General features: G+C 39.8%; 14 protein-coding genes. 8 read left to right on the forward strand and 6 right to left on the reverse strand.

Going from position 1 to position 12,538, the window contains the following annotated elements:
- Positions 1-62 precede the first annotated feature (62 nt).
- Positions 63-1,400 carry a 2-hydroxycarboxylate transporter family protein gene (locus NST24_RS14960; RefSeq protein WP_017367956.1) on the forward strand — a complete coding sequence of 446 codons (1,338 nt, stop codon included), beginning with the start codon at positions 63-65 and terminating at the stop codon, positions 1,398-1,400.
- Positions 1,401-1,675: 275 nt separating this feature from the next.
- Here NST24_RS14960 and NST24_RS14965 read toward each other — a convergent pair whose 3' ends face one another.
- Positions 1,676-1,885: a hypothetical protein gene (locus NST24_RS14965; RefSeq protein ID WP_342461932.1), complete on the reverse strand. Its 210-nt coding sequence runs from the start codon at positions 1,883-1,885 to the stop codon at positions 1,676-1,678.
- A 219-nt stretch (positions 1,886-2,104) separates the two neighbouring features.
- Between NST24_RS14965 and NST24_RS14970 the strand changes: the two genes are divergently transcribed.
- From NST24_RS14970 to mnhG, 7 genes are read left to right on the forward strand one after another with little or no spacing between them, the layout of a single operon-like run.
- Positions 2,105-4,516, forward strand: a complete 2,412-nt coding sequence (locus NST24_RS14970) for a Na+/H+ antiporter subunit A (RefSeq protein ID WP_342461933.1) — start codon at positions 2,105-2,107, stop codon at positions 4,514-4,516.
- Entirely contained in the window at positions 4,513-4,944 is a 432-nt protein-coding gene (locus tag NST24_RS14975; protein WP_008345843.1) for a Na(+)/H(+) antiporter subunit B, read from the forward strand. The genes NST24_RS14970 and NST24_RS14975 overlap by 4 nt, the downstream gene beginning before the upstream one ends.
- Positions 4,944-5,285 (forward strand): Na(+)/H(+) antiporter subunit C, encoded by a 342-nt coding sequence (locus NST24_RS14980; protein ID WP_003213576.1) that lies wholly within the window; start codon positions 4,944-4,946, stop codon positions 5,283-5,285. The genes NST24_RS14975 and NST24_RS14980 overlap by 1 nt, the downstream gene beginning before the upstream one ends.
- On the forward strand, positions 5,278-6,756 hold the full coding sequence (locus tag NST24_RS14985; RefSeq protein WP_342461934.1) for a Na+/H+ antiporter subunit D: 1,479 nt from the start codon (positions 5,278-5,280) through the stop codon (positions 6,754-6,756). Before NST24_RS14980 ends, NST24_RS14985 begins: the two co-directional genes overlap by 8 nt.
- A 6-nt stretch (positions 6,757-6,762) precedes the next feature.
- Positions 6,763-7,242 (forward strand): Na+/H+ antiporter subunit E, encoded by a 480-nt coding sequence (locus tag NST24_RS14990; protein ID WP_008345848.1) that lies wholly within the window; start codon positions 6,763-6,765, stop codon positions 7,240-7,242.
- A complete protein-coding gene (locus NST24_RS14995) occupies positions 7,242-7,523 on the forward strand; it encodes a Na(+)/H(+) antiporter subunit F1 (RefSeq protein ID WP_008345849.1) in 282 nt (93 codons plus the stop codon). The genes NST24_RS14990 and NST24_RS14995 overlap by 1 nt, the downstream gene beginning before the upstream one ends.
- Positions 7,507-7,881, forward strand: a complete 375-nt coding sequence (gene mnhG / locus NST24_RS15000) for a monovalent cation/H(+) antiporter subunit G (RefSeq protein ID WP_003213369.1) — start codon at positions 7,507-7,509, stop codon at positions 7,879-7,881. The genes NST24_RS14995 and mnhG overlap by 17 nt, the downstream gene beginning before the upstream one ends.
- A gap of 90 nt (positions 7,882-7,971) precedes the next feature.
- On the opposite strand, the gene NST24_RS15005 is transcribed toward mnhG, so the two are convergent.
- The 5 genes from NST24_RS15005 to NST24_RS15025 form a co-directional block, all read right to left on the reverse strand.
- Positions 7,972-8,361, reverse strand: coding sequence for a hotdog fold thioesterase (locus tag NST24_RS15005; protein WP_017358943.1), 390 nt, complete (start codon positions 8,359-8,361; stop codon positions 7,972-7,974).
- Positions 8,362-8,384: 23 nt separating this feature from the next.
- Positions 8,385-9,026, reverse strand: coding sequence for a response regulator transcription factor (locus NST24_RS15010; RefSeq protein ID WP_007500477.1), 642 nt, complete (start codon positions 9,024-9,026; stop codon positions 8,385-8,387).
- A gap of 80 nt (positions 9,027-9,106) precedes the next feature.
- Positions 9,107-11,413 carry an ATP-binding protein gene (locus tag NST24_RS15015; protein ID WP_073412603.1) on the reverse strand — a complete coding sequence of 769 codons (2,307 nt, stop codon included), beginning with the start codon at positions 11,411-11,413 and terminating at the stop codon, positions 9,107-9,109.
- Between the two features lie 13 nt (positions 11,414-11,426).
- Positions 11,427-11,597 (reverse strand): competence pheromone ComX, encoded by a 171-nt coding sequence (gene comX, locus NST24_RS15020; protein ID WP_017358941.1) that lies wholly within the window; start codon positions 11,595-11,597, stop codon positions 11,427-11,429.
- A complete protein-coding gene (locus NST24_RS15025) occupies positions 11,575-12,498 on the reverse strand; it encodes a polyprenyl synthetase family protein (RefSeq protein ID WP_008345863.1) in 924 nt (307 codons plus the stop codon). Before NST24_RS15025 ends, comX begins: the two co-directional genes overlap by 23 nt.
- Between the last annotated feature and the right edge of the window lie 40 nt (positions 12,499-12,538).

Genomic DNA, 12,538 nt, shown 5'->3' on the forward strand with positions numbered 1-12,538 from the left:
TAAATAGATGAGTGTCACAGAATCTTCTACAATTGAGACAAATAGCATTTGGGGGTGTTTATGTGGCTAATACACAACAATTGAAATCGATTACAAACGATTCTGACAATAATAAAAGCGTTTTCCGAAAAATTCTTTCTTGGAAAATTGGTGTTATTGATCTACCTGTGTATATAGTACTTGCAGCGATTATTTTAACTGCCGCTTATTTTAATAAAATTCCAGCAAATATGCTTGGTGGTTTCGCTGTTATTATGATTTTGGGGATTTTCCTAGGAGATGTAGGACAACGTATTCCAATCTTAAAAGATATTGGTGGACCGGCGATTCTTTCTTTATTCGTACCATCGTTCCTGGTCTTTTTTCATGTTCTGAATCCAAACTCGTTGGAAGCGGTTACGTCTCTGATGAAAACGTCGAACTTCCTATACTTCTATATATCTGCTCTTGTAGTAGGTAGTATTCTTGGGATGCAACGAACTGTTTTAGTACAAGGCCTTATTCGTATGTTTGTTCCTCTTGTTGCAGGTACAATTACAGCTGTAGCTGCTGGAATTCTAGTGGGTCTTCTAGTTGGTTACACACCGCATCATTCGTTCTTCTTTATCATTGTACCGATTATTGCCGGTGGTGTCGGTGAAGGAATATTGCCATTATCAATTGCTTATTCACAAATTCTTGGTGTATCAGCAGAGTCATTAATTTCTCAATTGATTCCGGCTGCTGTCATTGGGAACGTCATTGCCATCATTTGTGCTGGCGCAATGAAAAAGCTTGGTGAAAAACGTCCTGAACTAAACGGGAATGGACGACTTGTTAAATCAAAAGAAGCAAATGAAATCTTTGAACAGCCTGACATGGATACTAAAGTTGACTTCAGCTTAATGGGTGCAGGTGTACTTGTTGCTTGTACAACCTTTATCTTTGGCGGCTTATTAGAAAGTTTTGTTCATATTCCAGGTCCAATCTTAATGATTGTTCTTGCTGCATTAATCAAATACTTAAACGTGATGCCTCAGCATTTGCAAAACGGCTCACAGCAGTTCTACAAGTTTGTATCGAAAAGCTTTACATGGCCTCTAATGGTTGGTTTAGGAATTCTATACATTCCACTTGATGATGTGGCCACTGTTATTTCGATTCCTTTCGTATGTGTATGTATTGCTGTTGTTCTAGGCATGGTTGGTTCTGGTTACTTTGTTGGTAAATTCATGAACATGTATCCAGTTGAATCTGCCATTGTGACTGGCTGTCACAGTGGATTAGGCGGTACTGGTGATGTTGCGATTCTTTCAGCTTCTGGAAGAATGGGCCTTATGCCTTTCGCTCAAGTCTCTACACGTCTTGGCGGAGCAGCAACCGTTATTTGCGCAACAATCTTACTCAGAATGTTTACTTAAAAAAGAAACAAAAAGCATGTCCTTTTCATAAGGGTCATGCTCAGATAATTGACAAAGGGCTAAAATGTACTTTATTTTAGCCCTTTGTCTTCTTTTCAGCGTGATAGAAAACCTTTGCAGTCTAGGAAGGACGAGCACCGGAGCAGAGCGAATTTGACATTCGTGAGCACCGGAGCGCAGGACTGACAAAGAATGCGAGGGTTTGTCTACACGCTGAGCATGTCCTTTTCGTAAGGGACATGCTTTTTTTTATATTTCTTTTCTCCCATACATCCTCATTCATCAGCTAATACAATTCGAATATACTCCCGAGGCTGAAAAGGATACTGTTTCGCCTGCGGATAGGTCATATGGAGGAGTTGCTCAGAAAATAGCGGCCATTCACTCCCGCCCTGCCACCTTTTTTGATCATTTCGTTCAATCAAGAATGCTCCTCCTAAAATCGTGCAGAATATGCTTAAGCTGATGGCGATCTTTCGTTTCATTTGATCAGCTCCTTTAAGAAAAGCATGTACGAAATACAAAACAATATACAACGAGTTTCATTTTTGATAAAATATTTTTTGTGGTCAAAAGAACTCAAAACAAATTCAATTTGTCGTAAATCAGTTCAAACCAATGCACTATGTCTGTATTTACGCTATAATTTTAATTACCAGTTCTTTAGAACGTGAATTTATATTGATCAAAGGAGGTTCATTTTCTTGCAGCTTATTCACTTCGCCATCCTATCACCTTTTTTACTTGCCTTTGTCGTCCCTTTTCTCTTTAAATACGTAAGGCGTATACATACAGGATGGTTTGTTCTCATCTTGCCTATTCTTTTATTTACCTATTTCATCCAAATGCTCCAGATCACCTCGAATGGACGAACGTTGTTCTCACAAGCTGAATGGATTCCCTCTCTAGGGATGAATTTCACTGTGTATGTAGATGGTCTCAGCCTGTTATTTGCTTTACTCATCACAGGTATTGGTGCACTTGTGGTACTGTACAGTATTTTCTACTTATCAAAGGAAAAAGAACAGCTTGGCTCTTTCTATACGTATTTATTAATGTTTATGACCGCTATGCTCGGTGTTGTCCTCTCTGATAACATGGTCGTACTTTATTTGTTCTGGGAGCTAACAAGTATCTCTTCCTTCCTCTTAATTGGGTATTGGTATAAGCGTGAGCGTTCTCGTTACGGAGCAACCAAATCACTGCTTATTACTGTGTTTGGCGGATTAGCTATGCTTGGCGGCTTCATCCTCATTTACCTGATCACTGATTCATTCAGTATTCGCGAAGCAGTCAATCAGCTTCAGCTCATCATGGCATCACCTTATTTCATCCCTGCGATGGTTCTCATTTTACTAGGGGCCTTCACGAAATCAGCGCAGTTCCCATTTTATATTTGGCTGCCTGATGCCATGGAAGCACCAACCCCTGTAAGCAGTTATCTGCATTCTGCAACTATGGTCAAAGCCGGTATTTATCTGGTTGCCCGCTTTAGTCCGATTTTTGCTATATCAGAAGTTTGGTTTTGGACCATTTCGATTGTCGGACTTATCACATTATTCTGGGGATCTTTTCACGCCGTTCGGCAAAATGATTTGAAAGCCATTCTGGCCTTCTCGACAGTAAGTCAACTCGGTATGATTATGCTCATGCTAGGAGTAGGCGCAGCTGCCATTCATGAAAACAACCCTGCCTTTTTTGGCGCAGCCGTTCTTGCTGCTATTTTTCATCTCATTAACCACGCGACCTTTAAAGGAAGTCTCTTTATGGCTGCAGGGATTATCGATCACGAAACAGGTACACGTGATATTCGCAAATTAGGTGGATTAATGACCATCATGCCAATTACCTTTACGATTACGTTAATTGGTACATTCTCGATGGCTGGACTCCCGCCTTTTAATGGATTTTTAAGTAAAGAGCTATTTTTCACAAGTATGATCCGGATTTCTGACATCAGCTTTACGGATGTGTCAACATGGGGGGCTATCTTCCCTGCTATCGCTTGGCTCGCTAGTGTGTTTACGTTCATCTACAGTATGATGATCGTCTTCAAAACATTTAGAGGCCGTCTGAATGTCGATCAATTGGAGAAAAAACCGCATGAAGCACCGATTGGTATGCTGATCCCGCCAATTATTTTAGCTGCACTTGTGGTCACATTCTTCTTTTTCCCTAATATTCTCGCCTATTCAGTCATTGAACCTGCCATGCAAGCGATCATTCCTGAAGCCATTCAAACAGGAAGCCGCTTTGCCGTAAAAATTGAAGCGTGGCATGGATTCCAGCCAGAGCTTTACATGACAATTGGTGTAGTTGCGCTCGGTACCATTGGCTATTTAACGCTGTCAAAATGGCGCCCAATGTACAACATATTTAAGGAAAAATGGTCATTTAACGCTTTGTATGATCGTTCACTTATAGGTGTAGAAAAAGGGTCATACCGCCTAACAAACAGCTATATGACAGGATTCCTTCGTGACTATCTTGTCTATGTATTTGGTTTTATGATTATCGTGCTGGGCAGCGTGATGTTCTACAAGCAAGCCTTCTCATTTCAAACTGAGCACGCTGCATCAATCGGCACGTACGAAGCCATCCTTTCACTTGTGATGGTCGCAGCGACAGTCACGACTGTATTTGCTCGTTCACGCTTAACAGCTATTATTGCGCTAGGTGTTATGGGCTACACGCTGTCATTGTTCTTCGTGATTTTCAGAGCACCTGACCTTGCGCTGACACAGCTCATTATTGAAACCATTTCTGTCGCGCTGTTTTTACTTTGCTTCTATCATTTGCCAAAGCTGAGTCTGAAGCAAAAAACACGAAGATTTAAATTAACAAATTTGATCATCTCATTAGGTGTTGGAGTCGTTGTCACCTGTCTTGCTTTCGCTTCAACAAGCCAGCAGTCTCTTGACACGATTTCAACGTACTTCATTGAAAACAGCTACAAACTGGCTGGCGGAGACAATATTGTCAATGTCATTCTTGTCGATTTCAGAGGCTTTGATACACTCTTTGAGATTACAGTGCTGGCCATTGCGGCACTTGGTATTTATGGATTATTGAAGGTAAAAGCACAAGGAAAACGGAAGAGAGGCGTACGGCGATGAGAAAGATTGATACGAATGATATGCTCTTACAAGTCACTACTAAAATTACAGCATTCATCATCTTGCTTTTCTCACTTCACCTATTTCTTGCAGGACATAACAATCCTGGCGGAGGATTCATTGGCGGTTTGATGAGTGCTGGTGCTGTCGTCCTTCTGCTTTTAGCCTATGACCTTAAAACAGTGAGACGCATTTTACCATTTGACTTTATTTATGTGGCTGGTGTCGGTTTGCTCGTTGCCATCCTAACAGGTATGGGATCTTTTCTGTTCGGAGCACCTTTCCTATCCCATGCATTTGATTATTTCCAACTGCCGTTTCTAGGGAAAACAGAACTGGCGACAGCGGTCCTGTTTGATATCGGTGTGTATTTAGTTGTTGTTGGTGTCACCATGACCATTATTCAAACGATTGGAGAGAAGGAATAATGGAATTTCTAATGTCTATTATCGTCGGAATCATTTTTATGGCAGCGACCTATTTAATGCTTTCAAAAAGCCTTCTGCGGGTCATCGTCGGTACTGCCGTTTTAAGTCACGGCGTCCATTTGCTTCTATTAACAATGGGCGGCTTAAAAAAGGGAGCACCTCCTATTTTGAAAGAGGGGCTCACATCCTATGTAGATCCATTGCCACAAGCATTAATTTTAACAGCCATTGTCATTGCTTTTGGTGTAACATCCTTTTTGCTCGTGATGGCCTTCCGTGCCTTCCAAGAGCTGAGAACAGATGACATGGATCAAATGAGAGGAAATGATCAGCATGAATAATCTCGTGATCCTGCCTATATTAATACCATTACTAGCTGCTACATTATTGATTTTTATGAATAAAAACACCATGCTGTCGAGAGGCTTTAGTGTGTTTGCATCTCTTTTAGCCATTATCTGTAATGTCTATTTGGTCCAAACGATTTTCACAAACGGCATACAAACCCTTTACCTAGGCGGCTGGAAAGCACCGTTTGGCATTGCCCTTGTGGCCGATCAGTTTGCTGCACTTCTTGTTTTGACCGCTTCCATTGTTGGACTTGTCACGGTTCTTTTTTCCTTTCAAACGATTGGGAAAGAAAGAGAGCGGCTGTTCTATTATTCTGGTGTCCAATTCTTGTTAGCTGGCGTCAGTGGTGCCTTTTTAACGGGAGATATTTTCAACCTGTTTGTCTTCTTTGAATTGTTGCTGATGGCATCTTATATGCTCATTGTTCTGGGTGGTTCAAAGCCTCAGCTTCGTGAATCACTGAAATACATTGTGTTTAATATTATCTCATCGGCATTATTTATTGTTGGCGTAGCGTGTTTATATGCAGTCACAGGCACACTGAACATGGCTGATTTAAGTGTGAAAATAGCTGAATCTGGGCAAACAGGGTTAATCACCGTGATTGCCATTCTGTTCCTGATTGTATTTGGCTTAAAAGCTGGGGTCTTCCCGCTTTATTTCTGGCTGCCAGGTTCTTATCATGCACCGCCGGCAGCGATTTCAGCTTTGTTTGGCGCACTGCTGACAAAGGTCGGGCTATATGCGATTGCCAGAGTCTTTACGCTCATCTTTATACATGATACAGGTTTTACACATACAATTATGGCTTGGCTAGCCGCTCTAACGGTTATATTCGGTGTCATTGGCTCTATCGCCTATTCTGATGTGCAAAAAATTGTGATTTATAACATTGTCACAGCTGTTGGTGTCATTTTGTTTGGGATTGCGGCCAATACACCGGCATCACTTCAAGGCGCCATTTATTACCTCATTCACGATATGGTGATCAAAGGAGCTCTATTTATGCTCGCAGGGGCACTGTTTGTGTATGCTGGAACCAATCATCTGAAAAAAATGGGTGGGCTGATTCAATCCCAGCCTCTACTCGGCTGGATGTTCTTCATATCGGCTTTATCACTTGCGGGTATTCCTCCGCTTAGTGGATTTGTTGGCAAGCTGAAAATTGTTGAAGGTGGGTTTTCTGCTGGGTACATGACGTTCTCTATCCTTATTTTACTGTCCAGTCTTCTTGTCCTTTATTCTGTTATGAGGATTTTCATGCTCGCGTTTTGGGGAGAGGATCAGGATATGCGAAGAAGAAAGCCATCCATTAGAGGAATGGTGTATCCTGGGGTACTGCTTGTTATCTTATCGCTTGCGATTGGATTAGGCACAGAATTCATTGCACCTTATATCAATCAAGCTGCGGAAATGCTTTCAACACCAGAAAAATATATTCAAGCTGTGCTGAAGGAGTAGATGAACATGGCCTTTCAAATATTATTAAACGCTCTCCTCGCCTTTACATGGATGTTTATGAATGATACATACAGAGCTGCAGACTTTGTATCAGGCTTTGCACTAGGGATGATCGCCATTTTTATGCTACGGCGATTCTTCCCGCAACGTTTTTACGGTTATGCCCTTTATGCGATTTTCAAGCTCGTCATCATTTTTATCAGAGAGCTGCTTCTTGCCAATTTGAGTGTACTCAAGACGGTGTTATCTCCAAAGCTGAAAATCAAGCCTGGTATTTTCGCCTTTCGTACAGATTTAAAAACAGATTGGGAAATCACCATACTGGCCAATATGATTACATTAACACCTGGTACACTGGTCATCGATATTTCGGATGATCGTTCGATTTTATATATTCATGCGATGGATATTGAAGATGCTGAAAAAGCCATCCACGATATTCGGGTATCATTTGAAAAAGCGATTCAGGAGGTGAGCGGTAAGTAATGGAACTGATCTTGCAAATGTCACTTGGAATTCTTGCGCTGTCTACTTTGCTTTTTGTCATACGGGTCATCAAAGGACCTTCTATCCCTGATCGCGTTAGTGCGCTTGATGCGATAGGAATCAATTTAATTGGGATGACAGCCATCGTGTCTATCTTACTGAAAACCACTACGTTCTTTGAAATTATTTTACTGCTCGGTATTCTTGCCTTTATCGGCACTGTCGCTTTTTCCAAATTCCTTGAGAAAGGGGAAGTGATTGAAAATGATCGTCATCGCTAAAGCGATCGTGATTTTCTTTATTCTGCTTGGCGCCATCCTCTGTTTGATTTCAGCCATTGGTGTCCTTCGCCTGCCGGATGTTTACACACGTATGCATGCTGCATCAAAAGCATCGACACTTGGTGTTGTTCTCATTTTAGTTGGTGTATTCTTTCATGAATGGTTTCTTGCAGGGATCATCTCTGCGAAAATCCTGCTTGGGATTGTCTTTATCTTTCTGACCGCACCAGTCGGCGCTCATTTGATCGGAAGAGCCGCTTATAACACTGGTGTGAAAATGGACAAACGAAGTGTCCAAGATGATTATGGCGGTTTCCGTAACTTCGTCATTAAACGAAAAGAAGACTCTTATTTATAAATGAAGAACCTGATATTCAGGTCCTATTCACTTTACCTGCATGTTCATAAAAGGGTATTAAAAAAAGCTTCCGCTGCACCGGGAGCTTTTTTATATGCGATCAATGACAGCGAGTGTACATCTTGACGTACAGATATGACGGTCTCGATCATCTTTTATATCGATTTGGAATACCATTGTACGCCGTCCAACATGTACAGGAACAGCTGTAGCTGTCACCACTCCATCACGTACAGATTTTAAATGATTGGCATTGATTTCAATACCTGAACAAACCTGCTTCGTTAAATCCAAATGAGCAGCGGCACCCATGCTTGCCACTGTTTCTGCTAGAGCAGCTGATGCTCCTCCGTGCAGTAATCCAAATGGCTGTTTTGTTCGGTGATCGACTGGCATTGTCGCCACGCATCGTGACGTATTGCATTCCACAATCTCAATCCCCAGTGCCTCAAGCAGTGTATTTGAACCACTCACATCCATCAAGGCCCTCTCCCTTCACACGTTTACAGCACACTTTCCGATTTTGCAATTAACACCGCTTCTGTTCGAGATCCAACATTCAGCTTATTAAAGATGGAGGTCAAACTGTATTCAATCGAGCGTTTGCTCAAATGAAGCACATCGGCGATCTCTTGGTTTGTGTACCCTTTTTCCACTTCTCTTAAGATTAAACATTCACGCTCTGTTAACAGCTCATGATCCGTCTGCTGCGCCTGTTCTGGCTTCTCTTGCTGCTGTGAAATTAATTTCTTTAAATAGGATAGCTGAATGACAACTTCTCCTTGCAATGTGCGGTGTATGTATTCAATGATTTTGTCTTTTGTCTCTGTTTTACTTATTGCACCATGCAATCCAGCTCGAATGGCCTCTTCGAAATAATCATCTACTTCATATCCTGTATAAATGATAATTTTCACTTGTTGATTCGTTTCTAGAATTTGTTTGGCAATGTCCATTCCATTGATATCCCCGAGATTTAAATCCATCAAGATCACATCATAGATGGAAAAGTCATGCGTCTTTAAAAAGGCGCCTTCTGCATCAGGACTTAAACAATCGACTGATAGCTGCTGATCTGATTCTAATATGCTTTTTGTCCCTTCCATGACAGCCGGATGATCATCAATGACCAATATCTTCTTCATGTCTTCCTCCCTTTAAATCACTCACTTCCATTTTATATAAAAGACTTGGCAGATGCCAAGTCTTATTCCTTAAGAAATCGTTACAATTCCATTTCAATTTTCACCTTGAGCCCTTTTTCAGGTGCTGTGTGAATTTGAAGCTTTCCATTTAGAGCTTTGACTCGTTCCCTTATGCCAGAAAGACCCATGCTCATCGTGTGCTGATCAAGCTGGCTTGCATCAAATCCGACTCCATCGTCCTCATAATGGAGAACAACTTGATCTTTAATACAAATGAGCATCACTAAGACTTGGCTGGCCTTAGAATGCTTCAACGCATTGGATAACAGCTCCTGCACAATCCGGTAAATATTCAGCTGTGAGTCAATATCAATGTCCAGTTCTTTATCAAAGCGGGTTGTATTCAGCCTAATATGAAATGGCGCTTCCTCTTGAATTTGCGAAGTCAGCTTCGAAATTGCCTTCACTAACCCCAAATCATAGAGGAGCTGCGGCCGAAGTTCATGACATGTTTCTCTCGTGGTTTGAATCACCTTAGACATTTGTTCATTCCATGAGATCAATGAATTTTCAATAGATGTTGGGCATTGGTTGTTTTGGAAATTGGTTAAGAACATCTCGGACTGTCTCTTCAGTGAAATCAAATCCTGCAGCACAGAATCATGAAGATCCCTCGCTAAATCTGAGCGCTGCTTCTCTTCCATGGCGAACATGACTTTCTTCAGCCAGGCGGGATTGGCTTCCCGCTGTTTCAAATCCTCAAGATGCTCCATCAGTTCTTCGATCTTGACGACATTTTCTAAACTGACACTTGTGTAAAATGCCAATGTTTTCAGCCATGAAATTTCATCGCGGGTTAGCTTAGGTGTCCGTAAATTAGATAAACAGCAAATCACAAACGAGTGACCGCCCCGCTCACCAATTTTCATCATGAATCCTTTATCCAACCCGATGATTTTACCAACTTCACCTAAAATATCTTGAAATTGATCCACATACTCTTTCCATAGCTGGCTTTCTTCTATTGATTCATCAATTTCAACAATTTGTCCATCTGCCTTCACTTCAAGCACAAAGGCTTTGTTCACAACAAGTACTTCTAAGATGGTGTATTTTAAATGATACAACACTTGATGAAGTGATGACGCCTCACGAATAAGCTGTGTAAATTTAAAAACGCTGTCCTGGTAATTATGCTTTTCCGAAAAACGCTTCAGGCGAAAACGGAAATCGATGATTTCTTTGAAGTAGAAGACGGTGAGCATAAGAATGTACGTGATAATCGTAAATTTCACTGTATAGAAATTTGCATTTGGCTTTTGAATAAAATCAAAAATAACAACCACTAGTATTGTTGGTGTAATCGCTAAAAAACCGTAGTATTTAATCCTCCCCATAAAGAAATCAACATTATACAGTTTATTTGACATAAATTGGTATACTAAGAAAAAAGGAATTAACAGAACAAACGATGCAACAACATAAGGTGAAATAAAATATATACCAAAAAAATAAGGAATGATAAAAAATAGCATGAATGGACTGAATGCTGAGATTAAAATGAGTGCAAATGCTCGAAGTACATTGCTGACTTCATTGTCTTTCAATTTTTTAGCAGCCCTTATAGTGATAATAATCGAAAGGAAAGCCAGAACAAAAAATGAAAGTAAATTGACATATGCTAATAGATCTACTGGTCCTGCTTTATTTTTATAGAATAAAACTAATAAAACGTTAGTAACTGGAACTAGATACAAATAAAAAAGAACTCGACGACGAATAATCTCTGTTCCTAATTCTTTTAAATATTGATACATAAAGTGCATATATAGTGGCGGTACAATATTCATTGTAACGATTACAAGAATACGACTGATAGCCTCTCCTTTTCCAGAACCACCAGAACTTACATAACCTATAGACACCGCCAAAAGAAATAAAGCTAAAATATAAGCTGACTCTTTTTGGTTTGCTTTATTCATTTTTAAAATCATAAATATACAAAATAGACAGATGGAATAAAGAATGACTGGTATTAGATAAATAAACAGATTCGCTTGACTCAATAACCTTACATTCTCTAAATCAATTTTATCACCATGTCTATCAACGACTAAACTTTTAACATTAGCTAAAAAACCTCTTTTAACTTCTTCAACTGGTTTTTTATTCCCATTCACTTCAAGTATGATATCGCCTTTCCTAACTCCAGCTAGATAGCTATCTGTAAAATTATCGACATCCACTACCTCAAGTTGACCGTGACTATTTTCCTTAACAGCTGCTCCAACAAAAATATTAAATACGTTGATATAAGAGATGTAAATCACATAGATGAAGCTAAGGATAACTAATATAACTGTTAACTTAGAGTAAAACTTTCTCATAATATTTATCTACTCAAGCAGTTGCCCATATGATTGCTTTAATAACGTCTTCTTTCTGGAATCCGTCAACAATAATACTTGCAGTTTCTTGATCAACGTGAAGCAATGATGCGTTCCCATTAGCGATTTGATTTAATGTTGAAGGATTCTCCACTAAATAACTAACCAATTCCTGAATTTTCATCTTCTCCATCTCCATTTAAAAAAAGTATCAGTTTTTTCTTTTTTGAAGCCTCTAAATGTAGTTTCTTGAATGCTTCTTTAAACTTATTTCTGAGAAGGTTTCTCATAATAAATACATATTGTTGAGCACCAGATTTTTTTAATTTATCCTTTAATTCTTCAGAGCCGGCACTCTTATCCTTTGATTGAAAATAACTGAGCAAGTCTGAACTAGATGGATTAAACTCATTTTTCAAGTAAACTAGCGGTAATGTTTGCATTCTTTTAAAGTCAATATTATCTTTATTAAAAAGACCTAGATAGTCATTTTCAAGCTGTTCCGCCATTCCTAGGTAATAAGCATATTCTTCTACCTTCTTTTCAAAAGAACCTGTTGCCAAAACAACACCTAACACACAAGGTAATACAAACAGTGACCCTGCTTTTAACTTCATGATATTTAAACAATCCTGCTCATTCTCTGGCTCCAGTGTCATATCTATATGCTGCCCTTGCATTGACTGAATGGAATAAGAATATACATTGTTTAAAAGCTTCGCTCCATGATCAAGCTTTGAAAACACATCAAAACTCAATGCAAAGAGAACATTCGCCGCATTAATCGCAATTCCGCTCTGACATTTCATCCAAGGATACGAATCATTATCCTGATCTTCAATATCATCTAATATATCGGCAGATAAGATGAGAAGTTCAATCCCTGCTGCCAGTTTTGTAATCGCTTGCTTGTCTTGTCCGCCAAATGCCTCATAATGTTGGTAAGCCAATTGCCCAAAAGGAAATTCATTCTTTATATCTGTAAATTCGAGAAGCAGCTTTTGTAAATCATTTTGCCTGACTGCATGTTGAATAAAATCAGACATTTTCTGCTTGATTTTTGTATTCTCTAGATAGTTTAGCATACTCGATCTTGATCCTCACCCTCTCGCCTCTTATTTTACT

The sequence above is a fragment of the Bacillus sp. FSL R5-0286 genome (assembly GCF_038593245.1).
GTDB lineage: Bacteria > Bacillota > Bacilli > Bacillales > Bacillaceae > Bacillus > Bacillus altitudinis.

Bases quoted from the DNA above. Each gene is read 5' to 3' on its own strand.
- NST24_RS15005 (WP_017358943.1), bottom strand. From the start codon at position 8,361: ATGGATGTGAGTGGTTCAAATACACTGCTTGAGGCACTGGGGATTGAG.
- NST24_RS14985 (WP_342461934.1), top strand. From the start codon at position 5,278: ATGAATAATCTCGTGATCCTGCCTATATTAATACCATTACTAGCTGCT.
- mnhG (WP_003213369.1), top strand. From the start codon at position 7,507: ATGATCGTCATCGCTAAAGCGATCGTGATTTTCTTTATTCTGCTTGGC.
- NST24_RS14965 (WP_342461932.1), bottom strand. From the start codon at position 1,885: ATGAAACGAAAGATCGCCATCAGCTTAAGCATATTCTGCACGATTTTA.
- NST24_RS14975 (WP_008345843.1), top strand. From the start codon at position 4,513: ATGAGAAAGATTGATACGAATGATATGCTCTTACAAGTCACTACTAAA.
- NST24_RS15015 (WP_073412603.1), bottom strand. From the start codon at position 11,413: ATGAGAAAGTTTTACTCTAAGTTAACAGTTATATTAGTTATCCTTAGC.
- NST24_RS15025 (WP_008345863.1), bottom strand. From the start codon at position 12,498: ATGCTAAACTATCTAGAGAATACAAAAATCAAGCAGAAAATGTCTGAT.
- NST24_RS15010 (WP_007500477.1), bottom strand. From the start codon at position 9,026: ATGAAGAAGATATTGGTCATTGATGATCATCCGGCTGTCATGGAAGGG.
- NST24_RS14980 (WP_003213576.1), top strand. From the start codon at position 4,944: ATGGAATTTCTAATGTCTATTATCGTCGGAATCATTTTTATGGCAGCG.
- NST24_RS14990 (WP_008345848.1), top strand. From the start codon at position 6,763: ATGGCCTTTCAAATATTATTAAACGCTCTCCTCGCCTTTACATGGATG.
- comX (WP_017358941.1), bottom strand. From the start codon at position 11,597: ATGAAAATTCAGGAATTGGTTAGTTATTTAGTGGAGAATCCTTCAACA.
- NST24_RS14995 (WP_008345849.1), top strand. From the start codon at position 7,242: ATGGAACTGATCTTGCAAATGTCACTTGGAATTCTTGCGCTGTCTACT.